Source organism: Lelliottia sp. EB106-05-01-XG201, from assembly GCF_058791735.1.
This window is the reverse complement of sequence record NZ_JBYTDV010000001.1, coordinates 2,550,862-2,575,214: the sequence shown is the minus strand read 5'-3', so window position 1 is coordinate 2,575,214 and position 24,353 is coordinate 2,550,862. Positions and strand designations below refer to the sequence as shown.

The 24,353-nt window shown below is 53.8% G+C and carries 28 protein-coding genes; 17 read left to right on the top strand and 11 right to left on the bottom strand.

What is annotated here, in order from left to right:
• Window positions 1–150: 150 nt before the first annotated feature.
• Entirely contained in the window at window positions 151–1,071 is a 921-nt protein-coding gene (locus AC3WS9_RS12115; protein ID WP_285144623.1) for a LysR family transcriptional regulator, read from the top strand.
• A gap of 337 nt (window positions 1,072–1,408) precedes the next feature.
• Window positions 1,409–1,972 carry a DNA endonuclease SmrA gene (smrA, locus tag AC3WS9_RS12110; RefSeq protein WP_282493232.1) on the top strand — a complete coding sequence of 188 codons (564 nt, stop codon included), beginning with the start codon at window positions 1,409–1,411 and terminating at the stop codon, window positions 1,970–1,972.
• Between the two features lie 3 nt (window positions 1,973–1,975).
• Here smrA and tcp read toward each other — a convergent pair whose 3' ends face one another.
• Window positions 1,976–3,634, bottom strand: coding sequence for a methyl-accepting chemotaxis citrate transducer (tcp, locus tag AC3WS9_RS12105; protein ID WP_492490330.1), 1,659 nt, complete (start codon window positions 3,632–3,634; stop codon window positions 1,976–1,978).
• Between the two features lie 99 nt (window positions 3,635–3,733).
• Here tcp and AC3WS9_RS12100 point away from each other — a divergent pair, with 99 nt between their 5' ends.
• On the top strand, window positions 3,734–4,600 hold the full coding sequence (locus tag AC3WS9_RS12100) for an aldo/keto reductase family oxidoreductase (protein ID WP_492488576.1): 867 nt from the start codon (window positions 3,734–3,736) through the stop codon (window positions 4,598–4,600).
• 24 nt (window positions 4,601–4,624) lie between these two features.
• Here AC3WS9_RS12100 and AC3WS9_RS12095 read toward each other — a convergent pair whose 3' ends face one another.
• The gene (locus tag AC3WS9_RS12095) at window positions 4,625–4,768 is read right to left on the bottom strand and encodes a hypothetical protein (protein WP_285144620.1); all 144 of its coding nucleotides are present in this window, start codon (window positions 4,766–4,768) and stop codon (window positions 4,625–4,627) included.
• 747 nt (window positions 4,769–5,515) lie between these two features.
• Here AC3WS9_RS12095 and AC3WS9_RS12090 point away from each other — a divergent pair.
• The gene (locus tag AC3WS9_RS12090) at window positions 5,516–6,358 is read left to right on the top strand and encodes a hypothetical protein (RefSeq protein WP_492488574.1); all 843 of its coding nucleotides are present in this window, start codon (window positions 5,516–5,518) and stop codon (window positions 6,356–6,358) included.
• Here the strand turns inward: AC3WS9_RS12090 and AC3WS9_RS12085 are convergent.
• The gene (locus AC3WS9_RS12085; protein WP_285155331.1) at window positions 6,348–6,644 is read right to left on the bottom strand and encodes a putative quinol monooxygenase; all 297 of its coding nucleotides are present in this window, start codon (window positions 6,642–6,644) and stop codon (window positions 6,348–6,350) included. The genes AC3WS9_RS12090 and AC3WS9_RS12085 overlap by 11 nt on opposite strands.
• A 123-nt stretch (window positions 6,645–6,767) precedes the next feature.
• Here AC3WS9_RS12085 and umuD point away from each other — a divergent pair, with 123 nt between their 5' ends.
• Genes umuD through AC3WS9_RS12070 form a run of 3 tightly spaced genes read left to right on the top strand, consistent with a single transcriptional unit; the run spans window position 6,768 to window position 9,440 of the window.
• On the top strand, window positions 6,768–7,202 hold the full coding sequence (gene umuD / locus AC3WS9_RS12080; RefSeq protein ID WP_285144616.1) for a translesion error-prone DNA polymerase V autoproteolytic subunit: 435 nt from the start codon (window positions 6,768–6,770) through the stop codon (window positions 7,200–7,202).
• Window positions 7,186–8,448: a translesion error-prone DNA polymerase V subunit UmuC gene (gene umuC, locus AC3WS9_RS12075; protein ID WP_492488571.1), complete on the top strand. Its 1,263-nt coding sequence runs from the start codon at window positions 7,186–7,188 to the stop codon at window positions 8,446–8,448. Before umuD ends, umuC begins: the two co-directional genes overlap by 17 nt.
• A 59-nt stretch (window positions 8,449–8,507) precedes the next feature.
• Window positions 8,508–9,440, top strand: coding sequence for a zinc-dependent alcohol dehydrogenase family protein (locus AC3WS9_RS12070; protein WP_492488569.1), 933 nt, complete (start codon window positions 8,508–8,510; stop codon window positions 9,438–9,440).
• Here AC3WS9_RS12070 and AC3WS9_RS12065 read toward each other — a convergent pair.
• Window positions 9,427–10,461: an AI-2E family transporter gene (locus AC3WS9_RS12065; RefSeq protein ID WP_282493223.1), complete on the bottom strand. Its 1,035-nt coding sequence runs from the start codon at window positions 10,459–10,461 to the stop codon at window positions 9,427–9,429. The two genes, AC3WS9_RS12070 and AC3WS9_RS12065, sit on opposite strands and share 14 nt — an antisense overlap.
• A 135-nt stretch (window positions 10,462–10,596) precedes the next feature.
• On the opposite strand from AC3WS9_RS12065, the gene AC3WS9_RS12060 reads away from it, so the two are divergent.
• The 4 genes from AC3WS9_RS12060 to AC3WS9_RS12045 all read left to right on the top strand — a co-directional run bounded on the left by AC3WS9_RS12060 (window position 10,597) and on the right by AC3WS9_RS12045 (window position 13,810).
• On the top strand, window positions 10,597–10,767 hold the full coding sequence (locus AC3WS9_RS12060; RefSeq protein ID WP_095281878.1) for a protein YdgV: 171 nt from the start codon (window positions 10,597–10,599) through the stop codon (window positions 10,765–10,767).
• Window positions 10,768–10,885: 118 nt separating this feature from the next.
• Complete coding sequence (mdtJ, locus tag AC3WS9_RS12055; protein WP_285144613.1) at window positions 10,886–11,248, top strand: multidrug/spermidine efflux SMR transporter subunit MdtJ; 363 nt, start codon at window positions 10,886–10,888, stop codon at window positions 11,246–11,248.
• Window positions 11,235–11,564 carry a multidrug/spermidine efflux SMR transporter subunit MdtI gene (gene mdtI / locus AC3WS9_RS12050; protein WP_282493221.1) on the top strand — a complete coding sequence of 110 codons (330 nt, stop codon included), beginning with the start codon at window positions 11,235–11,237 and terminating at the stop codon, window positions 11,562–11,564. Before mdtJ ends, mdtI begins: the two co-directional genes overlap by 14 nt.
• Window positions 11,565–11,647: 83 nt before the next feature.
• Window positions 11,648–13,810, top strand: coding sequence for a bifunctional diguanylate cyclase/phosphodiesterase (locus AC3WS9_RS12045; RefSeq protein WP_492488566.1), 2,163 nt, complete (start codon window positions 11,648–11,650; stop codon window positions 13,808–13,810).
• A gap of 1 nt (window position 13,811) precedes the next feature.
• On the opposite strand, the gene AC3WS9_RS12040 is transcribed toward AC3WS9_RS12045, so the two are convergent.
• The 3 genes from AC3WS9_RS12040 to asr all read right to left on the bottom strand — a co-directional run bounded on the left by AC3WS9_RS12040 (window position 13,812) and on the right by asr (window position 15,309).
• Window positions 13,812–14,633, bottom strand: coding sequence for a trypsin-like serine peptidase (locus AC3WS9_RS12040; RefSeq protein ID WP_492488564.1), 822 nt, complete (start codon window positions 14,631–14,633; stop codon window positions 13,812–13,814).
• Between the two features lie 102 nt (window positions 14,634–14,735).
• Window positions 14,736–14,819, bottom strand: a complete 84-nt coding sequence (ydgU, locus tag AC3WS9_RS12035; protein ID WP_095281883.1) for a small membrane protein YdgU — start codon at window positions 14,817–14,819, stop codon at window positions 14,736–14,738.
• Between the two features lie 91 nt (window positions 14,820–14,910).
• Window positions 14,911–15,309 carry an acid resistance repetitive basic protein Asr gene (gene asr, locus AC3WS9_RS12030; protein ID WP_282493218.1) on the bottom strand — a complete coding sequence of 133 codons (399 nt, stop codon included), beginning with the start codon at window positions 15,307–15,309 and terminating at the stop codon, window positions 14,911–14,913.
• Window positions 15,310–15,554: 245 nt separating this feature from the next.
• Between asr and AC3WS9_RS12025 the strand changes: the two genes are divergently transcribed.
• Window positions 15,555–15,827, top strand: coding sequence for a hypothetical protein (locus AC3WS9_RS12025; RefSeq protein ID WP_282493217.1), 273 nt, complete (start codon window positions 15,555–15,557; stop codon window positions 15,825–15,827).
• Window positions 15,828–15,878: 51 nt separating this feature from the next.
• Here the strand turns inward: AC3WS9_RS12025 and AC3WS9_RS12020 are convergent, their stop codons facing one another.
• Window positions 15,879–17,363 carry a carboxypeptidase M32 gene (locus AC3WS9_RS12020; protein WP_492488562.1) on the bottom strand — a complete coding sequence of 495 codons (1,485 nt, stop codon included), beginning with the start codon at window positions 17,361–17,363 and terminating at the stop codon, window positions 15,879–15,881.
• Between the two features lie 164 nt (window positions 17,364–17,527).
• Here AC3WS9_RS12020 and AC3WS9_RS12015 point away from each other — a divergent pair, with 164 nt between their 5' ends.
• Both AC3WS9_RS12015 and AC3WS9_RS12010 read left to right on the top strand, forming a co-directional pair.
• Entirely contained in the window at window positions 17,528–18,202 is a 675-nt protein-coding gene (locus tag AC3WS9_RS12015; RefSeq protein ID WP_492488560.1) for a hypothetical protein, read from the top strand.
• A 357-nt stretch (window positions 18,203–18,559) separates the two neighbouring features.
• A complete protein-coding gene (locus AC3WS9_RS12010; RefSeq protein WP_492488558.1) occupies window positions 18,560–19,441 on the top strand; it encodes a hypothetical protein in 882 nt (293 codons plus the stop codon).
• Window positions 19,442–19,523: 82 nt separating this feature from the next.
• On the opposite strand, the gene AC3WS9_RS12005 is transcribed toward AC3WS9_RS12010, so the two are convergent.
• Complete coding sequence (locus AC3WS9_RS12005) at window positions 19,524–19,868, bottom strand: cupin domain-containing protein (RefSeq protein ID WP_492488556.1); 345 nt, start codon at window positions 19,866–19,868, stop codon at window positions 19,524–19,526.
• A gap of 464 nt (window positions 19,869–20,332) precedes the next feature.
• Between AC3WS9_RS12005 and AC3WS9_RS12000 the strand changes: the two genes are divergently transcribed.
• Complete coding sequence (locus AC3WS9_RS12000) at window positions 20,333–20,770, top strand: hypothetical protein (RefSeq protein ID WP_492488554.1); 438 nt, start codon at window positions 20,333–20,335, stop codon at window positions 20,768–20,770.
• Between the two features lie 262 nt (window positions 20,771–21,032).
• On the opposite strand, the gene AC3WS9_RS11995 is transcribed toward AC3WS9_RS12000, so the two are convergent.
• Both AC3WS9_RS11995 and AC3WS9_RS11990 read right to left on the bottom strand, forming a co-directional pair.
• Complete coding sequence (locus AC3WS9_RS11995; RefSeq protein WP_492488552.1) at window positions 21,033–21,476, bottom strand: VOC family protein; 444 nt, start codon at window positions 21,474–21,476, stop codon at window positions 21,033–21,035.
• A 474-nt stretch (window positions 21,477–21,950) separates the two neighbouring features.
• Window positions 21,951–22,889 carry an omptin family outer membrane protease gene (locus tag AC3WS9_RS11990; RefSeq protein ID WP_285144599.1) on the bottom strand — a complete coding sequence of 313 codons (939 nt, stop codon included), beginning with the start codon at window positions 22,887–22,889 and terminating at the stop codon, window positions 21,951–21,953.
• Window positions 22,890–23,127: 238 nt separating this feature from the next.
• Between AC3WS9_RS11990 and AC3WS9_RS11985 the strand changes: the two genes are divergently transcribed.
• Both AC3WS9_RS11985 and AC3WS9_RS11980 read left to right on the top strand, forming a co-directional pair.
• Complete coding sequence (locus tag AC3WS9_RS11985; protein WP_492488550.1) at window positions 23,128–23,532, top strand: YybH family protein; 405 nt, start codon at window positions 23,128–23,130, stop codon at window positions 23,530–23,532.
• Between the two features lie 21 nt (window positions 23,533–23,553).
• On the top strand, window positions 23,554–24,240 hold the full coding sequence (locus AC3WS9_RS11980; protein WP_492488548.1) for a hypothetical protein: 687 nt from the start codon (window positions 23,554–23,556) through the stop codon (window positions 24,238–24,240).
• Window positions 24,241–24,353: the final 113 nt, after the last annotated feature.

Here is a 24,353-nt window from a genome sequence, read left to right as displayed (position 1 = left end):
TGTGAACTGCTTCACGCTGTGATAGTTTTTACTTATCACTAACCAATTTTTCACAGTTTTAACCGTTCAGGAATTACCCTCGCATATCCATTTCCATTAAAGTAGATGACAATTTCTTTACTCTGATAAACAACGGTTATCGGTCGAACTATGTCATTTCAGGTTAAATTTCATCAGATCCGCGCGTTCGTAGAAGTGGCGCGTCAGGGCAGTATTCGCGGTGCCAGCCGGGCGATGAATCTCTCGCAACCGGCATTGACCAAATCCATTAAAGAACTCGAAGAGGGCATGGCCGCGCAGCTGTTTGTGCGACGCAGTAAAGGCGTGGCGCTGACGGAGTGTGGCGAGAGTTTTTATCAGCACGCCAACCTGATCCTCGAAGAGCTGCGCGCCGCGCAGGACGACATTCGCCAGCGGCAGGGGCTGCAGGGCGGGCAGATCAATATCGGGATGGGGGCCAGCGTCGCGCGCACCTTAATGCCCGCGGTGATCACCCGTTTTCACGAGCAGCACCCGCAGGTGAAAGTGCGAATTATGGAAGGGCAGCTGGTATCGATGATCAATGAATTACGCCAGGGAGAGCTGGATTTCACCATCAATACCTATTATCAGGGACCCTACGATCACGAATTTACCTTTGAAAAACTGTTCGAAAAACCCTTTGCAATATTTTGTCGGCAGGGTCATCCGGCCATCGGTGCAAAATCAATTAGTGAGCTTATGAATTATAACTGGACGATGCCTACACCGCGCGGGAGTTATTATAAACAGCTGGAGGATATATTCCGTTATCGCTCACAATTACCGCAAATTGGCGTTGTTTGCGAAACATTCTCATCCTGTATTAGTCTGGTAGCGCAGAGTGATTTTCTGAGCATTTTACCGCAGGAACTGGGCTGTGATCCGCTCCTGGCGCACCGTCTGGTGATGTTGCCGGTCGAAGAGATCTTACCCAAAGCCGCTTATTATCTAATCCAGAGACGTGATTCCCGACAAACTCCGTTAACTGCGTCATTAATAACCCAGTTCAGAAGACAGGCCCGCGGAATATTGCTTAACGAAGGGAAATAAAAAAATAGAGCCTGCCGACATCGGACAGACCCTACAGTACACACAGCAGTGCGTCCTTTTGCCAACTCCCGCTTTATTTGTCCGTTATGCAGGTTTATTTAGTTATAACAGCTTTCGCCTAAAAATAAAGTGATCGGAGTGCCTGATTTCACTTATTTTTAACTTAAATTATACAGTTAATGATTGATTAAATTTATTTTAAGGCGGCTTCATTGTTATCTATTAGCCAAATTAATATCTTTCACTGCGTGATCATTTTTTCTCCGTCGCCCATGGATATTGAAACACCCCTCTGGCGCGGGTAGAGTACGCCTTCAGATGCCGCTGGAGGAGCACCATGAAACCTGACGACAAATCCCTTTTTCTTGACGCCATGGAAGATGTCCAGCCCCTGAAACGCTGCACCGATATCACCTGGCAGCCGAGTCGCAATCAACGTACCCGCCAGAGTATCGACACCACGCAGCTCGATAACTTTCTCACGCTCGGCTTCCTTGATGTTCTGCCGCTTGCCGAACCGCTCACTTTTCAGCGCGAAGGCGTTCAGCAGGGCGTGATGGATAAATTACGCACCGGTAAATACCCGCGTCAGGCCAGCCTGAACTTACTGCGCCAGCCGGTCGAGCAGTGCCGCCAGATGCTGTTTGCCTTTATTCAGCAGGCTCAGCAGGACAGCCTGCGCAACCTGATCATCATTCACGGCAAAGGCCGGGAAGATAACTCGCACGCCAACATTGTGCGCAGTTATCTGGCGCGCTGGCTGACCGAATTCGACGCCGTGCAGGCCGTCTGCGTGGCGCTGCCCCATCATGGCGGCAGCGGGGCGTGCTATGTTGCGCTACAAAAATCGGGTGAAGCTAAGCTGGAAAACCGGGAGCGGCACGCCAAGCGCAGCCGCTAACGGTCAGAACGTTTCCCAGTTGCCGTCTCCGGCGGACGCTGTGGCCGGGCGCAATACCTGCGGTGTTTTCAGGTGTGTCGCGCGCGGTGCGGCGGTTTGCGTCTTTACGTTCAGACGGAAGGCGGCGACGGCCTGGCGCAGCTGCTCCGCCTGATCCTCCAGCGCGGCCGCCGCCGTGGCGGATTCCTGCACCAGCGCGGCGTTCTGCTGCGTTACGCTATCCATCTGCGAAACCGCCAGGCTCACCTGCTCAATACCGCGGCTCTGCTCATCGGAAGCCGAGGCGATCTCCCCCATAATATCGGTCACGCGGGTGACGGCGGCGACGATCTCTTTCATGGTTTCCCCGGCTTCGCTGACCTGTCCGGAGCCGGTATTGACCCGGCTGACGGAGTTTTCAATCAGCGCTTTGATCTCTTTTGCCGCCTGCGCACTGCGGCTGGCCAGGGTACGCACTTCCCCGGCGACCACGGCAAATCCGCGGCCTTGTTCACCCGCTCGTGCGGCTTCAACGGCGGCGTTCAGTGCCAGAATGTTGGTCTGGAAGGCGATGCTGTCGATCACGCTGGTGATGTGGGCAATTTGCTGAGAGCTGTCGGCAATTTCGGTCATGGTGCGGATGACGTTATTCACCACGCGTCCGCCGCGATCGGCGGTTTCCGAGGCATTTTTCGCCAGCAGCGTCGCCTGACGGGCATTATCGGAGTTCTGTTTCACCGTCGCGGTCAGCTCTTCCATGCTGGCCGCCGTCTCTTCCAGGGAAGAGGCCTGCTGCTCGGTACGGGCGGAGAGATCGTTACTGCCCGCCGCGATTTCGCCTGCGCCGGTGTAGATCGAATCGGTACTGCCGCGCACCGCGCTGACGGTGCTCACCAGCGAGGTTTGCATCTCATGCAGACCCGCCGCCAGCTGACCCATCTCATTGCGGCTGTCGATGGAAATCGTCTGCGTCAGATCGCCACTGGCGATGGTGCGAATATGGTTCATCACGCTGCGCAGGGGCTTCAGCAGCAGGTGCTGCAATCCTTGCCAGAACACGATCAGCACGGCAATCACCACCAGGAAAATGGTGCCGAGCGTCCACTGCATATGGGTAAAGCTGCTCTGGTTCTCTTTGGCGGCGGCTTTCAGCAGGGTGTTATTTTCCGCGCGCCAGCGGGTGTAGACGGCCTCCATATCATCCTGAGCCTGCTGGGCGTCGAGATCGCCATACGCCTGATAGTTATCGGCACGCAGATACTCAATCGACAGGCGCATCACCTCGTGCATCTGGGTGTACGCTTTCTGCATTTCGGTGGTCAGTGCCTGACTCTGGCCCTGCACGGGCGGCATCGCCTGCCAGGCACTATAGTAGTTTTCAGCTTTGGTCAGAGAGTCACCCGCGTTACCGAGCAGCTTGTTGATTGCCGCCAGAGAGGCCGGATCGCGCTGATTTTTAAGGTAACGAATGGCGACGCGTGTGACCGTGACGCGGGTTTTGACCAGCGTATTGACGCTGTCGCTCAGGCTCTCCTGCTGCGCATTGAGGCTGCCTGAGTTCTGGAAATTATGACGGTCGTTACTGACGGCGGAATAGAACAATCCCCCCGTGACGACTTGCAACAGGCAGAATATAGTGAGAGCAAAGACAATCCCGGTAATGACGTGCAGATTTTTCAGCATGACGGAAGCCCATTTGATGTGCAGAAGTTGCATCATTGTTATCGACGTAGTGGGGCTAAACTTTAATTTTACTAATGCTTAATCAACAGGCTGATGAATATGACCCGAATTGATAAAAGTGGCAGTTATATGTTAGGTACGCATTTCGTTAACCGACTCGGCTATGGGGCGATGCAGCTGGCGGGGCCAGGCGTGTTTGGTCCGCCGAAGGATAAAGAGGCGGCGCTGGCGGTGCTGCGCGAAGCGGTGGCCGCTGGGGTAAATCACATCGATACCAGTGATTTTTACGGCCCGCATGTGACTAACCAGTTGATTCGGGAAGCGCTCCATCCCTACCGGGACGATCTGACGATCGTCACCAAAATCGGCGCCCGTCGTGGGGAAGATGCCTCCTGGCTGCCGGCGTTTTCGGCTCAGGAACTCACCCAGGCGGTGCACGATAACCTGCGAAATTTACAGCTGGACGTGCTGGATGTGGTGAACCTGCGCATTATGTTCAGCGCGCACGGGCCTGCCGAGGGATCGATCGAAGAACCATTAGCCACGCTGGTGGAACTGCAGCGTCAGGGGCTGGTGCGACATATTGGTCTGAGTAATGTGACCGCCGCGCAAATTGCGCAGGCGCAGAGCATCACGCCGATCGTCTGTGTGCAAAACCTCTATAATATCGTTAATCGTAGCGACGATGCACTGATTGACGGCCTGGCGGAGCAGGGGATTGCCTATGTGCCGTTCTTCCCGTTAGGGGGATTTACGCCGCTGCAATCATCCGGTCTGCAGGCAGTCGCCGATTCACTGGGTGCCACGCCGATGCAGATTGCGCTGGCGTGGCTGCTGAAACGCTCGCCGAATATTCTGCTGATCCCGGGCACCTCGTCGGTGGCGCATCTGCATGAAAACCTGGCGGCTGGCGACCTGGTGTTGCCGGATGAGGCTCTCGCCTCGCTGAACGCGCTGGCGGAATAACGCGCCCGCCTCACGGCCACGCGTTTACTCGGTGGCCGCTTGCGTCATTCGACTTCTTCTGTGCAGTTCCAGCGCTTCGGCGACAATCTCCTGCTTGCTGAGCCGCGTTTCATACGCCGTGGCCCGGACATATTCGACCAGCGCAGACTGAATTCTGGCGCTTAACATTTTTAAGTCCGCATCCTTTGCGGTGCCGCGTGCTACACGCTTGTCCGGGTAATCTCGGCTTGGCATTGCTCAAGTCCTCCAAACGTTGTCTTGTTAATTCGTGCTGTGAAATATGCGTGGAGAGTGAAAACAAGTCAACTTTCTAAAACTGCGGTTTAATTTGTATTAAATCCGTTAAAAATCTGCCCGCCTTTTGCGCTGCTTTTCATTTGAAAGGGGAAAGGCTTGAGTATGGAAAGTGGGCAAAATAGCGGAAACTACGCATCCGCTTTTGCATACTGTGTAAACGCTTCCATTTTCTGCATATCACATTTATGAACGTATTCCGAAGTAATCATAAATCCGCTCAATGAATTACAGAAGTGTGAGCCATTAAACACACTGGCAGCGCTAAATGTTTACATATGCAATTTACTGCTTTTCTATGCATGACAAAATTACGGCGTCGTTTTTTTCGCCGACAGTGCGCTGAAAGACGGGGGCGAAGGATGTAACATCTCCGCAAAGAACGGGCGAAATGGCAGGTAAAAAAACAGCATAAAATTCTGAGAAAGTTTTATTTTAGTGATTTTGTAGTGTCTGTTTTTTATATAAAGTGACCTCGTTTATGTTTGTTAGTGTGCTATGTTTTTAATTGTAGTGTATGTGAAGCGTGTTGCGTTTCGATAAGGGCAGGCTGGCAACTCACATCCGTGATAGTAATCTGTGTTATTCTTTGCGGATTGGCGCTATCAGGAAGTCATGGGTATGTATCACCTTTTCTTAGAATTCGATAATCTTGAACCCGGCGTGAAGTCTGTAGAAGATCTGAAGTATGTCATCCGCGATGACAAACACACCGCCTTTGTGATGAGTGCGGTGGTGGCGAGATTTATCAAAGATGCGCTGATCATGAACCAGACGATCACCAGCCTGAAAAACTGCCGTTTCGCGTTTGCGAACGGGGCCGAGTTCGTCGAATTCGACAGCAAAGGTCAGTCAACGCGATTCACCGACACGCCGGACTGGTTCATCACACCAGGCGCGTTTGCGCGCTCTCAGTGGCTGGTGAACCACGAACTTCACGATCTGATGACCCCGCAGTTTATCTCTACCTTCCTCGAAATGTTCTCTGATGTGAAGAAACGCCGCGAGCACTGCAATCTGCTGTTTGATCTCCAGCTCGAAGAGAGCCCGAAACGCGGGAAAACCGGCGTGAAAGCGGCCCGTCAAACCCGCGGCTCCACGAAACAGAAGATTTCTGATTTGGGATCTTTCGAATTATTCAGCCAGTTCTTTACCCGTCTGAAAAAAGCCGTCGAGGCTAACCAGTTTCCGACGGTGCAAGTGCTGACGGACATCGACGAAGTTGCCAAAGTACCCGGCCCCCTGAAAAGCGCCGTGCGCACCTGGTTTAAAGCGATTTCGTCCGAGCTGCCGCCCAACAGCAAACGGGTAGGGGCCGGAAATGCCGCGCTGTTCTGCGCACCGGTTCGCGCGCAAATCCAGCACATCGAAGCCTACGGCGTCGAGCGGTATTACAAGAAGCTGTCGAAAGCGATTGCCGACGGCGGCGAGCGCTACATCGCCGATTTCACCTTTAAACTGTAGGGCTGAAACTGTTCATCAGGATAAACGTCGGCTCTTTTCGCTGGTGCTGATTGATCAGCGGCACCAGACGCCGGAAGTGTTCGCTCGCACAGTGCACATCCAGCGCCGCGCGATCCGGCCACTCTTCGATAAAGACAAAATGCCCTGCATCTTTCTCATCCACGTATAAATCGTAAGCCATGCACAGCGGCTCCCGCTTTGTGGCTTCCACCAGCGCGCGGTAGAGCGGGAGGACGGTCTCTATGGCTTCCGGTTTAATAAAATCTTCGGCGATAACTTTCAGCATGATCTCTCCTTTTAAATTCCCTGTGGTGTCAACGGCTTCATTTTCGCGAGCCAGAATCGACTTGATCTGACCGGTTAATGCATAATACTGTATTTATATACAGTTATTATCAGGTTGACCATCATGAATCCCGTTTTTTCATGTGAATTGAAAGAAATCATCGAATTACCCCTTTTTCTGGAGCGTGTCCCGTGCGGCTTTCCCAGCCCGGCGCAGGATTATGTCGAGGATCGTCTCGATCTCAACAAGCTTCTCATCCAGCATCCCAGCGCCACCTATTTCGTGAAGGTGAGCGGCGATTCGATGATCGGCGCAGGGATTGGCGACGGGGATCTGCTGGTGATCGACCGCTCGTTAACGGCTGAGCATGGAGATATTGTGGTGGCGGCGATTGCGGGGGAGTTCACGGTGAAAGAGCTGCGAACCCGTCCGTATCTCCATCTGCTGCCGCACAACAAAAACTTTTCTCCCATCGTTTTCCAGTCAGAGGACGAACTGCAACTCTTTGGCGTGGTGACGCACACCGTGAAATCGCACCGACATGTTCGCGCTCGTTGATGTCAACAGTTTCTACACCTCCTGCGAAACCGTGTTTCGTCCCGATCTGCTGGGTAAACCGGTGGTGGTGGTGTCGAATAATGACGGATGCATTATCTCCCGCTCGGCAGAAGCCAAAAAGCTGGGCATCAAAATGGGCGCGCCCTATTTTAAGATCAAAGACGAGCTGCGGCGGCAGAACGTGGCGGTGTTTAGCTCGAACTATGCGCTGTACGCGGATCTGAGCCATCGCGTGATGTCGATTCTCACGGAGATGGCACCCGCGGTGGAAGTCTATTCCATCGATGAGGCGTTTATTAATGTCTCCGGCGTGGCGAACTGCATTGCGCTGGAGACGTTTGGCCGCCAGATCCGCGAGCAGATCCTGAAAAATACCGGGCTGACCGTCGGCGTCGGCATCGCGCCGACCAAAACCCTCGCCAAGCTGGCCAATTTTGCGGCGAAAACATGGAGTAAAACCAAAGGCGTGGTGGATCTGTCGGATCCTGAGCGCCAGCGAAAATTGCTTGCGCTGGTGCCGGTGGGCGAAGTGTGGGGCGTGGGGCGGCGAATCGGCAAGAAACTCAATCTGATGGGGATTGAAAACGCGCTGCAGCTGGCGGAGTGCTCAACCTGGGTGATCCGCAAACACTTTAACGTGGTGCTGGAGCGCACGGTGCGCGAGCTGCGCGGCGAACCCTGCCTGGAGATGGATGAGTTTGCACCCGCCAAACAGCAGATAATCTGTAGCCGCTCCTTTGGGCAACGCATCACCGAGTACCGCGATATGCAGCAGGCGGTGTGCGCCTACGCGGAGCGGGCGGCGGAGAAACTGCGGGCGGAAAGGCAGTATTGCTGCGTGATCAGCGTCTTTATGCGCACCAGCCCACACGCCGAAAACGAAGTGTTCTATGGCCCGCAGGCCAGCGGTCGGCTGGCAATCCCGTCGAACGATACGCGCGACATTATCCGCGTCGCCGGCCAGGCGCTGGAGCGGATCTGGCAGGATGGTTTTCGCTACATGAAAGCGGGCGTGATGCTGAGTGATTTTTTCAGCCAGGGCGTCGCGCAGTTGAACCTGTTTGATGACTATCAGCCCCGACACAACAGTCAGGCGCTGATGCAGACTATCGACAGGTTAAATCTCTCCGGGCGCGGCACGGTATGGTTTGCCGGTCAGGGAAGTCAGAAAAACTGGGCCATGAAGCGCGAAATGCTCTCGCCTGGATATACGACGCGCTACGCGGATCTACCTGTGGCGAAATAAACGTTTTCCCTGAACGTCTGAGCCAGTAAGCTCTTGCCGTGACTTTTTCTGGGCCGTTTATGAACAATCTCGCGTTAATCTATCGCCGTTTTGGTGAGCCTGAGTCGGTGCTGCAAGCGGAAGCTTTCCGCTTCGATCGGCTGAACCCCGGTCAGTTACGGGTGAAGATGCTTTACTCCCCGATCAACGCCTCAGATCTGATCCCCATCACCGGCGCTTATCGCCATCGCACGCCGCTGCCTGCGGTGGCGGGCTATGAGGGGGTCGGCGTGGTGATTGACGGGTCAACCGAACTGATGGGAAAACGCGTACTGCCGCTGCGCGGGCAGGGAACCTGGCAGCAGGTGGTGGATTGCCCGGCGGATTTGGCGATTGTGGTGCCCGATTATATCGACTCCATGCTGGCTGCCCGCGCGTACATTAATCCGCTCGCCGCGCAGCTGATGCTCAAACTCTATCCCCCGCAGGGAAAACGCGTGCTGCTGACGGCGGCCGGGTCAGACTGCGCGGTGCTGCTGGGACAGTGGGCGCTCAGCGCAGGGGCTGAAGCCGTGTATGGCATTCACCGTTCCGCCGTCCACGCCGGGCGGCTCAAGGCGCTGGGGATCACGCCGATTTCACAGCACGACACGGCAGCGATTCGCGCCATCGCCAGCGATGCGGAGATAGTCTACGACGCCACGGGAGGCGAGGTAGCAGAACAGATTCTGGAAAGGCTGCCCGAGGCGGGGGTTTTTGTCTGCTACGGCCTGTTGTCCGGGCAGATGTTCAGGCAGCAAAAGCAGGTGCGCTGGTTCCATATCCGCAATTATCTGGATGCAATGAGCGCAGACGCGTGGCAGGGGCAGTTTCGTGAAATCTGGCCGAAACTACAGGCCAGTTCCATTGGGGATGCCACGCTGTTTTCCCTCACCGCGTGGCGTTCGGCGCTGGCCTGTTACCGCGAGGCGGGCAGGATCGCAAAGCCGATGTTTAGATTCAGCGATGGCTGACGTCGCTCAGCAGCACGGCGATGCTCTGGCCGCCCGCCGTCTGCTCCAGCGCAATCTTCACAATAATGGTCAGCGGCACGGAGAGCAGCATCCCGACCGGGCCGAGCAGCCAGCCCCAGAAGATTAACGATAAAAAGACCACCAGCGTCGACAGCCCCAGCCCGCGGCCCATCATGCGCGGTTCAAGAATGTTCCCGAACACCAGGTTAATGATCAGATAACCTGTCAGCACAATCAGCGCGTCGTACAATCCACTAAACACCAGCACCTGGGCGATAGGGGGAATGGCGGCCAGCACCGAGCCGATGTTGGGAATATAGTTGAGCGCAAAGGCCAGCAGCCCCCAGACAAAGGCAAAGCGCACGTCCAGCGCGGCGAGCATGGCCCAGGCGACCAGACCCGTCACAATACTTATGGCCGTTTTCAGCACCAGATAGCGCGACACGCTGTCCAGCGCCCGCTGAATCGCCTCCATCCCTTCCACCGGGCGGGACATGATCTGCTGCAGTTTCATCGGCAGTTGCGGGACTTCGATCAGCATAAACACCACCGTCAGCAGCAGCAGGAATATCGAGGTCATAGCGCTCGAAAGCTGCGACAGCAGGGCCGTCACCAGAGTCATGGCGGCGTTCGGGTCGATATACTTCAGCAACTCCTCCACGGAGACTTCAATCCCGGCGCGCTGCAGCCAGGGTTCGAGGTGCTGGAGCGGCACGACCAGCGAGGAGCGGTATTGCGGAAGGGTGCGCGCCAGCTCGTTCAGGGAGGTTCCCAGATACGCCACCAGCAGCACCATCGCCAGAATGATCACCGTGATAAGCAAGGAAATCGCCAGCACGCGCGGAACGCGCAGACGCACCATTCGCTGCACCAGCGGATTAAGGATCACCGCGATAAACAGCGCCAGGATAAAAGGCACGATGATGTCGGCAGCAAAACGGATCCCCGCAAGAATGATCACCAGCATTCCGAGCATGATGACAATTTTTAATCCGTTCAGGGTAATGATGGGCTTTGCCATGTGTGTTCCTGAGTTAATTCTTATATCTATATCATAACGGGAATATTCATTTACTCTACTAACACAGGTCAAACGGGCAGGGTAAAGAAGTGAAAAGGTTTTGAGTTAATTCCTGGCTTATGGTACAAATCAGGCGTGTTTAACTACCGAGGACAATTTTCATCCGCAATGACGAGAAGCAATACCGCGGATAATTGTAATATTATGGACAATCTGTTCAGGACGTACTTTTCAAATAACACCGCTGTTTTTTCAACCTCCCTCTGCCTGCTGTCCGGTGAGCAACACTGGCGCAACGCGCTATAGTCCCGTCTTCTGCTTAAGCTAACGCCACGCGTTCAGCTATCTGATTAATATCATTTTTTCTGGGTTTGTCGTTTTCGACAAGCTGCAGTGATTTATATTCTCTTGCAGGAGATGCACCATGTTTTACTGGATATTGTTAGCCCTGGCCATTGTCGCGGAAATTACCGGAACCTTGTCGATGAAATGGGCAAGTGTCAGCGACGGCAACACCGGATTTATTTTAATGCTGGTGATGATTTCCCTTTCGTATATTTTCCTGTCGTTCGCGGTAAAAAAAATCGCGCTCGGCGTGGCGTATGCGCTATGGGAGGGGATCGGTATTCTGTTAATCACGCTGTTCAGTGTGATGTTATTTGATGAAACCCTGTCAACAATGAAAATTGCCGGTCTGGCAACGCTGGTTGCGGGTATTGTGCTGATTAAATCGGGCACCCGCAAAGCGAAGAAACAGCCGCAGGAGCCAGCTCATGCAGCAGTTTGAGTGGATTCATGCGGCCTGGCTGGGTCTGGCGATCGTGCTGGAAATCGTTGCCAACGTGTTCCTGAAATTTTCTGACGGCTTCCGACGCAAGGCCTACGGCCTGCTGTCCATCGCCGCCGTGCTGGGCGCGTTCAGCGCCCTTTCGCAGGCGGTGAAAGGGATCGATCTCTCCGTGGCCTACGCCCTGTGGGGCGGCTTCGGTATCGCCGCGACGCTGGCGGCGGGCTGGATTTTGTTCGGTCAACGTCTGAACCGTAAAGGCTGGATTGGCCTGGTTCTGCTGCTCGCCGGCATGATCATGATAAAACTGGCCTGATGTGATCGCTGCCTGTTATTACGGGCAGCGAAATTCGCTACCTGTATTACTCTTAGAAAGAAGTGCTTTTGAGAGGGCGGCGAATGTATAACCCATTAAGCTGGCGCAATATTCCCACCGCGAAAACCCTTTTCGTCATGATCTTTATGGCCGGGATTGGCCTGATCGTCTCCGTCGTGGCGCTGCTTTATCTCTCCCTGCACCTGATCAGCAGTAAAACCAATGAAATAGATGAACACCGCTCGGCGCTCTCCGTGCAGGGGGCGATCCAGACCTCGGCCAACCGCGTCTGGTCGCTGGTGATTGATAACGCCGTCTGGGATGACGCCGTCCGCGAAGTTTATCCTCCGGTTCTGAACACCGAATGGCTGTACAACACCTGGGGCGCGGGCTTTAAAATCAACAACCTGTATGACGGCACCTTCGTGCTGGACGAACATTTCAACGTCCTGTGGGGATCGTTTAAGAGCAAAGCCTTTCACGAGCAAAATCTCGATTTTTTTGGCAATGGCCTGAAAGCGCTGATCCGTGATAACGCCGATGCGCTGAAATCAGAGAAAAATATCTACGCCGGGATCACCCGCACGCGCCAGGGGGTGGCGTTTGTCGGCATTGGCCTGATTCGCCCGATGATTGGCCGCCTGCAGGTGCACAACGACGTGCGCCGCTATCTGGTGATTACCCGCCATCTCAACCCGCAAATCCTGAGCGATCTCGGGAATACCTTTCAGATTGAAGACCTTAATTTCACCGAACAGCACACCAGCGAGGCCAGCGTTCCGCTGAAAAGTTCGGCTGGGGAATTGCTGGGCTATCTTAACTGGCAGCCGCGTTTGCCCGGTGCGCAGGCGGCCAGCGCGGCGTCGAACGACATCACGCAAATCGTGCTCCTGGCGGCGGGGCTGATCCTGCTGTTTATTCTGCTGAGCAGCGTCGGACTGTACAAACTGGCGCGCGGCGAAAACCAGGCCCGACGGGTGGCGCGCACGGACTGGCTCAGCCATCTGCCCAACCGACGGGCGCTGATCGAGGAGCTGGAGCGGGTCAGTTTGCGCGGGGATATCGATGTCAAAAGCGTGGTCTTTATCGATCTCGACGGCTTTAAGGATGTGAATGATATTTACGGCCACGACGTGGGCGACGACCTGATCATCATGATGGCCCGCGCCCTGCGCGATCGGGTGCCGGAAGGGGGCATGCTGGCCCGCATGGGCGGGGATGAGTTTGCGATGATGATTGGTGGCGACCACTCCCAGGCGCGGGCGTCGACCTTTGCGGGCAAGGTACTCGATTTCCTCGGCGCACCGCTACGCCTCGGCGAGCGTACGATCCACATTAGCGCCAGTATCGGGATCGCCAGCGGGACGCTGATCGAATGCACCAGCTCGGAGCTGTTCCGCCGGGCGGATATTGCCATGTATCACTCGAAAATTACCGGCAAAGGTCGCGTCACCCAGTACGATGCGGAGCTGAACAGCGTACGCGAGCAGCAGCTGGCGATTGAAAATGAGATCCGCAGCGGGATGGAGCGGGACGAGTTTGAGGTCTGGTATCAGCCGATTATCGACGCACGCAGCCAGAAAATGACCAGCGTCGAGGCGCTCTTGCGCTGGCCGCGCCGCCCGGCGGGCGAGCTGGGGCCGGATGCCTTTATCAGCATCGCCGAAACCAGCGGCCTGATTTACGGTCTGGGGCAGTTTGTTCTGCGCCGCGCCTGTCAGGATCTGGAACCTTTTGGCGACCTGAAGCTGTCGGTGAACATTTCTCCGGCGCAGTTTCGCGATCCTGAATTTGAAGATAAAGTCGCGCGCGTCATTGAGATGACCCGTTTCCCGGCCAATCGCCTCCAGCTGGAGGTGACGGAAACCTACGTGCTGGAAAATCCGGAGCGCGCCAGGGCGGCTATCTCCAATCTCAAAGCGCTGGGCACCGCCGTGGCGCTGGATGATTTCGGCACTGGCTACTCCAGCATTGGCTATTTGCGCCGCTTTAATTTCGACACCATCAAAATCGACAAATCTCTCGCCGGGCTGGTGGATAACGACGAACAGGCCGCGGCGCTGGTGAGCGGCACCGTGCGGATTGCCAGTGCGCTGGGGATGGCGGTGGTGGCGGAAGGGGTGGAAAACGAAAAGCAGATGAAACTGCTGCGCCTCGCGGGCTGCGACCAGTTACAGGGATTCTGGTTCAGTCAGCCGATGCCCATCGAGGCGATTATTGAATTACGCAAAGTCAGGTATGTGTAGGCTATTCCTGCGCCAGCGCTTCCAGTTTTTCCCGAAAACCAGTCACAGATAACGCCCGGTTATCGGCGCGCCAGCGGTCTTTGGCCGCAGGTGCCGAACTTTGTACGCCAATCAGCTGCCAGCCGTTGTCGGTTTTGAGCATCAATGGCGAGCCGCTATCGCCCGGCAACGTATCGCACTGGTGGGACAAGACGCTGTTTTGTGCCCAACCGGTGACGATGCAGTCCGTGTGCGTGTAAAGCGAATCCAGGTGATCGACCGGATAACCCGATTGCGTCACTTTACGGTCGGCTGTTTTTAAGGCTGCCGTCAGCGCCGCTTTGTCGCCGTCAAACAGCGGCAGCGGGGTGATCCCCGATGGCGGATAGCGCAGAACAATCAGACCAAAATCCCACTCCGCTGCCGCAGGCGGCACAATCCAGCCATCGCCGTCCGGCTTTAAGCGTTTGCCCAGTGACGGATCGACACGGCCTTCGACGCCGTGGATCTCATAGCGCCAGATGCCTTTTTTGGAGATAAAGCGCAAGGCAACGGCCTTGTCAGGCTTGCCTTTCGGTGGGATCAGTAAACAGTGCCCGGCAGTCAGCGCCAGGTGAGGAGAAATCAGGGTCGCAGTGCACAAGTTGCCGCTGGCGGTTTCCAGCTGCCCGATAGCATCCCAGGGAGCCTGGGTCGGATCGGCGACACGCGAGCGGTCATCATGACCAAAAAACAGCGTTTTGATCTCTTTCGCATCAATGGCGCTATCGTCGCCATCGTCCGCATGTGTCAGGCCAGAAAAGAGACAGAACGTTCCCAGTAACAACACAACAGTTTTCCGCATATCACACTCTGGTGGGGTAATTATGATTATAAAAAGTTGAACCCTGTGAAAATACTATAGACGGGACGGCGTTAAAGTGGGAGTAAAATCAGCGTGCTACATTCAGGAAAGGTAAAACATGCTGGCGATAATCGCGCATAAAATAAGCGTGATAAGAATGAACTCAAACCGATAGCGCCGCAGCATACGCCCTCCGGATAAAAAAACGGCGCCGGGGAAAACCACTCAGCGCCGGTTTAGCAACGTGCCCGCGAGGGGCACGGTTTAACGAGTTGGCTTATGCAGCTGGCTGTGCAGCTGGTTTAGCGGCTTCGTGTTTGGTTGCTTTTTTGTGGTGCTTTTTAGCAGCCTGAGCTTTCTGCTCTACAGCAGGTTTAGCAGCCGCTTTCTTGTGGTGTTTTTTCGCAGCCTGGGCTTTCTGCTCAGTTGGTGCAGCAGTGGTGGTGGTTGCTGCTGGTTTGGTTGCTGCTTTTTTGTGGTGCTTTTTAGCGGCCTGAGCTTTCTGCTCTACAGCGGCTTTCTTGTGTTTTTTGTGGTGCACAGTTTTTGCTGGCGCCGCTTTAGTGGTCGCAGCAGCAGCCGGAGCTGGGGTAGCAGACGTTGCAGCATCAGCAGCAAACGCAGCAGAAGACAGACCCATAGCAGCGGCAACAACCAGAGCTAATACTTTTTTCATTCTCATACCCTCGAATTTGGTTTCTCATTTAACCCCACTGCGGGGCCGTTGAAATAACTATATCCTTATGGATTCGAGGCTTCCGTGAGTCATTGGTATCGGCGTGTAACCTAATGTACAAAGCGCATGTACACGGCTGGCGGAGGAAAGGCATTTCTTGCACCATCGAACCGCGCCGTCCTAATTTTCACTTAATCTTTTTCTCAGATAGTAGATTCTCACATTATTTAGCGGGTTATTGTTATATGAGAAAGATTCTTCTTATTGCGCTTGCAGGGTTAGGGATGGCCGGTTCGGCCCTGGCACAGAGTGTTACCGTGGATGTACCGAGTGGCTATAAAGTGGTGATTGTGCCTTCATCCGTGACTGTTCCTCAGGCTGTCGTTGTTACCGCACCAGCGCCTCAGACGGTGTACGCCGCACCGGCTCCTGCACCGGTCTATCATCCTCGCGCACGCCATGTGGCCAGCGTGGCGGAAGGGATGGTGATCGAGCATCAGTACGATGACCATCATTAAGCAATAAGATGAGTTTGCCCCTGAGCACTCAGGGGCAGATCGCGGAAAGGTTTACAGGTAGCGGGAGGTCAGGTGTTCGCGGAAGTAGCGGCTATTCAGGTCTTCGCCTGTCGCCTGAGTAATCAGCTGCGAAGTGGTGAAGCGGCTGCCGTGCTGCCAGATGTTCTGGTTCAGCCAGTCAAACAGCGCCGAGAAGTCACCTTCAGCAATAGATGACTCCAGCCCCGGTAGCGCCGTTTTCGCCGCGCTGAACAGCTGTGCGGCATACATCGCGCCCAGGGTATAAGACGGGAAGTAACCAAAACCGCCGTCGGTCCAGTGGATATCCTGCATACAGCCGTTGCGGAAGTTATCTTTGGTCGACAACCCCAGCCACGCCTGCATTTTCTCATCCCACAGCGCCGGGATGTCATCCACTTCGATTTCACCGTTGAACAGCGCACGTTCGATTTCATACCGCAGCACCACGTGCGCCGGATAGCTCACTTCATCTGCATCGACGCGGATATAGCCCGGTTTCACGCGCTGGTTCCAGGCAATAAAGTTCTCTTCACTAAACGCCGCCTGGCTGCCAAAGCGAGCATGTACCGCCGGGAGCAGATGTTTCAGGAACGCATTGCTGCGGCCCAGCTGCATCTCAAAGAACAGGCTTTGCGATTCGTGGATGGCGGTAGAACGCGCCAGCGCGACGGGCTGTCCGAGCCAGTTGTGCGGCAGGTTTTGCTCATACCGCGCATGACCGGTTTCATGCACCACGCCAAACAGCGCGCTCAGCAGTTCATCTTCATCGTAACGGGTGGTAATGCGCACATCTTCCGGCACGCCGCCGCAGAATGGATGGGCGCTGACGTCGAGACGACCGGCGTTAAAATCGAAGCCCAGCATTTTCATCGCTTCCAGCCCCAGCTCGCGCTGAACGGCGGTCGGGAAGGGACCCTGCGGCGGAACGAAGGATTTCTGCGACTGTTTTTCGACAACCTGCGCCAGCAGATCCGGCAGCCAGGATTTCAGATCGCCAAACAGCACGTCGAGGCGAGCGCTGGTCATGTCCGGTTCAAAGATATCGAGCAGGGCGTCGTAAGGCGTACAGCCTTTGGCTTCAGCGCGCAGACGCGCCTCTTCACGGCTAAACTTCACCACCTCTTTCAGATTGGCGGAAAAACCCTGCCAGTCATTCGCCGGACGCTGGGTGCGCCAGGCGTGTTCACATTTACTGCCCACAAGGGATTTCGCTTCGACCAGCGATTCCGGCAGGAGCGACGCCTGCTGGAAGTGGCGCGTCATCTCGCGCAGGTTGGCGCGTTCAACGTCGTTCAGATCTTCGCTTTCAGCAGCGGCCAGCCAGTCGCCGACTTTTTTATCCGTCAGGATTTGATGCTGCAACACGCTCATTTCCGCCAGCGCTTCACCGCGCGCCTGGCTACCGCCCGGCGGCATCATGGCGAACATGTCCCAGCTGGCGATAGATGAGAGATGGGAGAAACGGGATAAGCGCAGGAACGTGCGGGTGAGTTGTTGATAGTTGTTATTTTTCATGAGGTCCTCTTGTCTGGAACGGCTGAGGTCAAAAGTAGCATTTGGTGGGGGGAAAGACGAGGGGAGTGGGGAGGAATAAAGACAGTACGAAACTAAAGGTTTTTCTGATTTGTCCGAAATAAACCCTACGGAAAATGACATTCTAAAAAGGGTTCGAACACATCATGAAAAAAGTACTTATCACCAGTGCACTGTCCTTAACCTTCCTGACGGGCTGTGCAGGCCAGGTCAAGCCGCACAAAATTCAGGCTACTGACGGCAGCTCGCTGGAGGTCGCGACTGTCTTTGCAACAAACGATATGAACAACAACCGCTATGCGGATACGAAGTTACGTGTGGTTGAACCGGTGCATTCTGGAACCGGCATGGGGTTGGCTATCGTGTCCGCAGTCCTCGGTGGAGGAATAAGAACTGGAGACTTCGACAAGGAGAATTACAAAGGTTCATCCATTGATGCGATGCCGGAGCCCACGGCCCTCTATTTCGGTCCCAAAGCAGAGCATAAAATCCAGGACTGGCTGGGTAAAAATGGTGGCGGATATGCCTACACGCAGCCGCTGAAAATCGCTGCTGCCCAATGGTCACTGGTCTATACCGATATGTCGGCGACCAACAGCAATTACGATTTAACCTACCGCGTGCAATTCTATAAGCGTCCGGAAGGCGGAAATCTGCTGAGCGCCTTTGTGGTGGCAGAATGCGCCCCTACACGCGTAGCCGCACCGCTGAGTGACTGGAAAGCCAACAACTACGCGAAAGTCACCCAGGAAACGCAGAAAATGATGGATGCGTGCCTGCTGGAGCTGGATAACCAGTTGCCGAGATTGTTGAAGAAGTAGGGGGCAGAACTCGTAGGCCGGATAAGCGCCAGCGCCATCCGGCTTTTTGTGGGTTTGTGAGGAATGAGCTGGTGGTCAGGTTTGTGCCAGAAGCGGATTTTTTGGTAGTTCTATGAGTACTTATCAACTGAATAAACCCCGTAAACTATATCGTAATGAATTGGTTGAATGGAAATACCTCATACCCAATGATGGGGAGTGCGCTATCATCTGCCAGGAAGATTATAACCGTTAGCATGTTCAGGACATATTCAGTAGCACGTCTAAAAAGCACCCGTCACCATCATTCAAAAAACGTAGTTAGCGTAAATTTCCGTACGGTTGGGCTTCAAACTCCGTTCATAAGGACAACCAATAATGTCATTTAATTATAAAACGCTGTTCATTACTTTTTTATCCTTCTGCGCATTCCAGACTCATGCAGCACAATGCATAGCGGAAAGCTTCGCTAAAAACAAACTGAACACTTTTATCCTGCTCAACCAGCAGATAAAAACAGAAGTCCCAAAATCTATTGAAGCCACTATTGATAGTCCTGATGGATATGTTCGCGTATCGGCCCGAAGCAACTTTAGCCAATGCGGTGAGCTAATTAGTGGCAGTCTAAAAGAAGTTAAAACTTCAACAGGCCCGAAAACAGTTTTCACGGCAAACAGTGAAGTTCAGTTGAATAAGACTGAATTTGGCTGGCGCATCCAGATGGAGACAAACGGAGTCATAGCCGATAACAACAGTCAAAAGACCATGCAACTCTATCGGCAAACGCTGGAGGGAATGTACCAACTTAACGATAAAGGAATTATCAGCCACGCGGTTAACCGTTCAATTATCGCGGCCCATAAGCCAGAAGATAAAGACAAAACCACTGTAGGGACAATAGAGTACGTTTTCAATTCATCAGGGTTGCTGGCACGCACGGTAAACAAAGGAAGTTTGGCGATAGACAATTATACTCTCGTATACAACTATGACGGCAATCATCGCCTGATCAAAACTCAATCCCCTTCAACCATCGAAGAGTATTCCTATGATAATGAGGGCCGTGAGCTGTCCCTCAGCAAGACCCAGAAGTATTTCACCATCGAAAAGACCCTTACCACCTGCGAGAAGTGGAACTCACATGGAGAATGCGTACGCGCCAATATGGATATCACAATCGCCCCAGCCGATCAGACGGGTAAACAATATGTGCACAAGCACAAAGCCGTGATGACGACGAAATACGAATACTGGAATTGATCCTGGTTTGTCGAATACCTCAGGGCGTTTGGGTTGATGGTACAGAGATAATCGAAGCTCTTTCTGTATCAGCCACATTTAATCAAGAAGCAGGAACGTCATTACGATCACCCCGCGTACTAGGCTGAGAGATAACAATAAACTCTACCGGAGATTGAGTGGTGTTACTGGCCTGATGCGCGGATCCAGGCGGGATTTCTATTCCCTGCTGGGCGATGATTTCATGTCGTTCACCTTCAAGCTCCATGGTCAGAACGCCCTGAAGAACAAGGAAAAACTGCCGAGAAACGGAATGATAGTGACGTTTCTCGCTGGTTCCTGGGGGCATTTTTTCGTGTATAACCAGCATATCTTTGCGGTTCACGAGATACCAACCGTCACAATTATCACCCCAGACGTAATGCTCGGCATTGTCCTTTGAAATCATGGTCATTCTCCCGTTTTGGCATTTTCGATATTTGTTTATACAGAGGGGAGTGATTGAACCGCAACAGGGTTGCAACATTTACTCGCTCAGCATGGCAAATAAATCCACCCAATCCATTGATTTAAATGATGTAACTGCCCAAAAATAATTACATTCCACAACGAGATCCTCCTTCCAGTAATACCCGTTGTCGATGTCAGGTTATCGCCGTATTCTTCCTTCGCACCTGCAAAAACAGGCGCCGGGATTGACCTCCTGAAAAACCTTAGTGACGGCACACCGACGCGTCAGCGCCATTTTGTGTCGTACGCACGGCTACGCTACAATGGCGGGCCGGGCGGGGGCGTCGCAAGACGCGCCGGTGTCCACTAAGGCCGGTAAGGTCAACCCCGCCCGGAACCGCCACCCGTGAGATTGACCTCTCCGTTGGCGGTATTAAGTATCACTTAGCGGAAACAAACCTTATGACCACCATGTTCACCCCAGCCCGCGATTTACTCAGCGTCCCGTTCACCGCCGCGACAGACTTTACCGATCTCGCCGACTGCTGCGACCGTTTTGCCGAAACCCTGATGGAATGCAATGAACCTGCGTACAAACTGGCGCTGCTGGGACGAATCAGTGCATGCCTCGCGCTGCTGCGCCCGACGCTTTGCGAGCCCATTCCGGCCCATCTTATCGAGCGCTTTACCGTCGACACGCTGCCAGAAACGCCGTCGTATTTTGAACCTGACGCCGAGGCGCTGTGTGATTACTGCCAGACCCTGACTCAGGTGCTTTGCCAGCAGTCGCTGTTACCGGAAATGGAAAAGTCCCTGCGCGGGTTGCTGTGCGAACTGATGTGGATGTTTGCGGGGGAGCTAAACGCGCCGCGTTGGGCTCGGCAGCACACTGAACATTAAAAAATATCCCCCTCCAGATCTGAAGGCCCTGATTATTCAGGGCCTTTTTGTTGACCTCGTACCAGACTTCGCCCGGTGGCGCTGCGCTTACCGGGCCTACGGGAGCCTGCAGTTGTAGGCCGGGTAAGGCGCAGCCGCCACCCGGCTTTTATGTTAACCTCGCACCAGCCCATAGTCCGGATAAGCGCCAGCGCCATCCGGCTTTATTTTTGCACGGAGTGATGTAACGGATATCTGTCACCGAAATCACTCGTAAGCTCAGTTAAGCGTTGGGTTCAGTGCCGGAACCAGAAGCTTCCAGTCCAACCCTTTGACCGTAGGATAGCTCTAAAGTATTCCCGTCAGGATCAGCGAAGAAGACAAAGTAGCCAACGGGATCGCCGGCCTGCACCGGCTCTTTGCGCAACACGCCCTCTGAACGTGCCATCTCCACTTTTTGGTCGATCTCCTCGATGCTGGCGCATGCGACGCCAAGATGACCAAAATTGCCCAGCGGGGTGTCGGTCACCACATCGGCCTGGACAAGGACGAGGGCAAACGGACGGGTGCGATCGCTTAGCCATGCAACTTTGCGCGCCTCCGGGACGTCGGGCTCTCGTTTGTGAACAACGTCCATGCCCGCATAGCGGTGATAGAAATCAATACTCTTATCCAGATCCCTCACGACGAACGCCACGTGGGTAAAACCAACATCCACCTCTTTCATAACCTGAGTCCTTTTTTTGAGTACCTGATGGGTATCTTAAAAGCTCAAGTTAACTTCAGGTCAAGCCTGAGGGCAGCATTGAGCTGCCCACGAGACGGGAGGTTGCAACGGCAAAACACGAGGGGCCGGGAGCGGGGCGTTTAACAGTTCAGCGAGACTTAATGACCATCCGGATCGCACCATGCACTCATCAGCTGTTGCAAGATGTAGTTAAGTCCCAACACAACGAGCAGGGATACTAAGACTGCTGCCACAACAATAATCATCAGAAACTCCTTGTAATCCGTTTTCTTCCTTCAAAATCTTAGATCGTATTTTTGATTTGTCACTGGCTGAAGTGAATTTTCTCATCCTCACCAGGGGCAGGCCACCTTTACGAAACCTATATCTGGTTCTTTTTTGGAAATTAAATCAACAAAAAAGCCCCGTCAGGGGCTTCGTATTTTTTATCAATTTGTGATGCGGTGCGCTTAATCAGAAGCGATACTGGAGACCGGCGGTAATGGTATAGTTTTTGTTAGAGATGCCAGCCGCATCTCCGCCAATCGATCCTGATTCACCGCTGTTGTTATCAATGATCTGAGTACCGCCTTTGCCTTCCTGGTAATTGCTATAGGCAAATTCAGCAAAGACTTTGGCGTGCGGTGTGACGTAATATCCGGCATCAACAGACGCACCGTAATAACGTGAGTTGGACGTTTTCTCACGGAAAGTCAGATCGCGCATATAGTGCTCGTCATTATCATGCGCCCTGACCCAGTCACTGAATTTAAACAGCGCGTTCAATTCAATGTCATTAAAGCGATATTGCCCCGCGAGGCCAATGTAGGGCATTGAGAATCGCTGGCTATAACCAATCCCGCGTTCGCCTGCCGGGAAATTCCCCGTATTTGTGCCGTTATCGTAATTATAAGACCCACCGGTCGCCGTCCAGCTGAAACGGGTTTCCTGATAACCCGCGACGACGCCTGCTTTATAGTTTTCGGCCTGGAAGACCCAGCCTTTGACATTAAGATCGTATTCATTGGCATAATTGACATTCGTCGCCGGATGGGATGAGTGGTCTGTCCATGAGGATTGACTTTCGTTCATCCAGTCGTAGTCATCCATATGACCGGATCCTGATGCCAGAGACGTCCAGCCGCGGGCGTTCAGGGTCAGGAACGAGTACGCATCCCAGGAAATATCGCCCTTCAGAATGGCGACATTTTTAATTTTCCAGTCCAGCTGGCTGACCTTTCGACCGGTTACCTCGTCATAAACCCTCTCCTGGGATTTCCCGCTCAGCATGCCAGCGGAGGCTGAAACACTGAGACTCTCCGGGGAAAAATCCGGTGTCCATGGCGAGGATTCCGCATAAACTGCACCTGAAAACGTGGCCATCATCATTATCGCAACGCTACTTTTTTTCATTATTATTTCCCTAAAGTAAATTCAATCAATAAGTTGCGGGTTTATTCTAAAAGTCATACAAATAACAATCAACTGCCAGTTTTGGTAATGACCAGAATTATTTTTACCGTGACTGAAGTCCTAAAAATGTCCGTACGCCACCTGGACGTGTGCGCACAAAGCCTCGTTAAATAACGTGTTAACCTCAAGGACTCATATACACTGAGGATCCAACGAAACACTTAACAGGATAATATCCATGCACTCACATCCGCTACGCCAGATTATTGAATCCTGTGACAGAGCAATTTCCGCGAAAGATTTTGATGCTCTGATGGAGAATTACGCCGAAGAGGCTGCTCTGGTGGTGAAGCCCGGTTTGATCGTGACCGGAAAAGAGAATATCCGTAAAGCCTTCATCGCCATTTCAGATTACTTTCAGGATCAACTTATTGTTGAGCAGGGAGAGATGCAGGTTATCGAAGGCGGCGGCGATGCGCTGGTGATCATGGAAACTAAACTTCGTTTCCCTGATGGTCAGGGCGGAACGGTCGAAACCACGCGGCGTGCAACCTATGTTTTCCGGCAGGAAAAGGGCGGTCGCTGGCTGTGTACCATTGATAATTCGTATGGCACGTCTCTGTTGGACGCTGAGACTGCCTGATGAGAGGAGGGCGGCTCTGTCATGAGAACCAGTCAACTGCAAAACGTTTACAGCGCGACTAACCAAAAGACACTCAATCTCTGGCGGGAAAACCCCGGTATCGGTGAAATCAGAACAGAGCGCTACTACGATCCTGACAAACTGGCGCTGGCAACGGGCATTCGACCGCAAGTGGCTGCGCCAGTCGCAGGGCTTATTCGTGAGCTGGCAGCGCGGGTGCAAAGGGATCGACTGGCCGATATGCTCCCTCTCAGCAGCGTGCATTTTACCTTTCTGCCCCTGACGCTGCCGCTGTATGAGGAAAACGAACCGCTCCCGGCGAAAGCAGGGCAACTGGAAGATATCTGGCGTGAATACCAGGGCAAGCACATTGTGATCAAGCACCTGAGGCTGGTTGCGCTCCCTGGTCAGCTGTTGTTGGCCGGTATTCCTGATGATCCTGCCATTGCGATGCGTCAGTCATTTTGCGAAAGCGTTTTAAAATCTCAATGGAAAGAGGAGCTGCTGCAGCGTCACACCGGTAGCCCATTACCCGCGCCGTTCTGGCACAGCACGCTATTGCGATACAGCGCGCAATTTTTACCTGAAGCACTGCGCGAGTTTTTTGCCCGGCATCAGGCGGTCGATTTCGGAGAGGTTTCGGGGGAGCTGGTTTTAGCGAGAGTTAACTACAACTGGACAACGTGCCTAATCAATAGATTTGAATGATGTAACGGGCTTATCAGCAGAACCTGTAGGCCGGATAAACGTTAGCGCCATCCGGCTTTTTTGCAGATTTATCTGGAGGGGGGAGGATGATGGTCTGGGTTGTGCCAGGAGCG

Excerpts from the sequence above, each read along its gene's own strand:
- AC3WS9_RS12020 (WP_492488562.1), bottom strand. The coding sequence starts at position 17,363 with ATGAAAAATAACAACTATCAACAACTCACCCGCACGTTCCTGCGCTTA.
- AC3WS9_RS12095 (WP_285144620.1), bottom strand. The coding sequence starts at position 4,768 with ATGTTAAGCGCCAGAATTCAGTCTGCGCTGGTCGAATATGTCCGGGCC.
- AC3WS9_RS12005 (WP_492488556.1), bottom strand. The coding sequence starts at position 19,868 with ATGATTTCAAAGGACAATGCCGAGCATTACGTCTGGGGTGATAATTGT.
- AC3WS9_RS12090 (WP_492488574.1), top strand. The coding sequence starts at position 5,516 with ATGTATCACCTTTTCTTAGAATTCGATAATCTTGAACCCGGCGTGAAG.
- AC3WS9_RS12010 (WP_492488558.1), top strand. The coding sequence starts at position 18,560 with ATGTCATTTAATTATAAAACGCTGTTCATTACTTTTTTATCCTTCTGC.
- asr (WP_282493218.1), bottom strand. The coding sequence starts at position 15,309 with ATGAAAAAAGTATTAGCTCTGGTTGTTGCCGCTGCTATGGGTCTGTCT.
- AC3WS9_RS11990 (WP_285144599.1), bottom strand. The coding sequence starts at position 22,889 with ATGAAAAAAAGTAGCGTTGCGATAATGATGATGGCCACGTTTTCAGGT.
- AC3WS9_RS11980 (WP_492488548.1), top strand. The coding sequence starts at position 23,554 with ATGAGAACCAGTCAACTGCAAAACGTTTACAGCGCGACTAACCAAAAG.
- AC3WS9_RS12085 (WP_285155331.1), bottom strand. The coding sequence starts at position 6,644 with ATGCTGAAAGTTATCGCCGAAGATTTTATTAAACCGGAAGCCATAGAG.
- mdtI (WP_282493221.1), top strand. The coding sequence starts at position 11,235 with ATGCAGCAGTTTGAGTGGATTCATGCGGCCTGGCTGGGTCTGGCGATC.
- AC3WS9_RS12015 (WP_492488560.1), top strand. The coding sequence starts at position 17,528 with ATGAAAAAAGTACTTATCACCAGTGCACTGTCCTTAACCTTCCTGACG.
- AC3WS9_RS12100 (WP_492488576.1), top strand. The coding sequence starts at position 3,734 with ATGACCCGAATTGATAAAAGTGGCAGTTATATGTTAGGTACGCATTTC.
- umuD (WP_285144616.1), top strand. The coding sequence starts at position 6,768 with ATGAATCCCGTTTTTTCATGTGAATTGAAAGAAATCATCGAATTACCC.
- AC3WS9_RS12115 (WP_285144623.1), top strand. The coding sequence starts at position 151 with ATGTCATTTCAGGTTAAATTTCATCAGATCCGCGCGTTCGTAGAAGTG.
- umuC (WP_492488571.1), top strand. The coding sequence starts at position 7,186 with ATGTTCGCGCTCGTTGATGTCAACAGTTTCTACACCTCCTGCGAAACC.
- AC3WS9_RS12065 (WP_282493223.1), bottom strand. The coding sequence starts at position 10,461 with ATGGCAAAGCCCATCATTACCCTGAACGGATTAAAAATTGTCATCATG.
- AC3WS9_RS12040 (WP_492488564.1), bottom strand. The coding sequence starts at position 14,633 with ATGCGGAAAACTGTTGTGTTGTTACTGGGAACGTTCTGTCTCTTTTCT.
- smrA (WP_282493232.1), top strand. The coding sequence starts at position 1,409 with ATGAAACCTGACGACAAATCCCTTTTTCTTGACGCCATGGAAGATGTC.
- tcp (WP_492490330.1), bottom strand. The coding sequence starts at position 3,634 with ATGCTGAAAAATCTGCACGTCATTACCGGGATTGTCTTTGCTCTCACT.
- ydgU (WP_095281883.1), bottom strand. The coding sequence starts at position 14,819 with ATGCTGCGGCGCTATCGGTTTGAGTTCATTCTTATCACGCTTATTTTA.
- AC3WS9_RS12045 (WP_492488566.1), top strand. The coding sequence starts at position 11,648 with ATGTATAACCCATTAAGCTGGCGCAATATTCCCACCGCGAAAACCCTT.
- mdtJ (WP_285144613.1), top strand. The coding sequence starts at position 10,886 with ATGTTTTACTGGATATTGTTAGCCCTGGCCATTGTCGCGGAAATTACC.
- AC3WS9_RS12025 (WP_282493217.1), top strand. The coding sequence starts at position 15,555 with ATGAGAAAGATTCTTCTTATTGCGCTTGCAGGGTTAGGGATGGCCGGT.
- AC3WS9_RS12070 (WP_492488569.1), top strand. The coding sequence starts at position 8,508 with ATGAACAATCTCGCGTTAATCTATCGCCGTTTTGGTGAGCCTGAGTCG.
- AC3WS9_RS11985 (WP_492488550.1), top strand. The coding sequence starts at position 23,128 with ATGCACTCACATCCGCTACGCCAGATTATTGAATCCTGTGACAGAGCA.
- AC3WS9_RS11995 (WP_492488552.1), bottom strand. The coding sequence starts at position 21,476 with ATGAAAGAGGTGGATGTTGGTTTTACCCACGTGGCGTTCGTCGTGAGG.
- AC3WS9_RS12000 (WP_492488554.1), top strand. The coding sequence starts at position 20,333 with ATGACCACCATGTTCACCCCAGCCCGCGATTTACTCAGCGTCCCGTTC.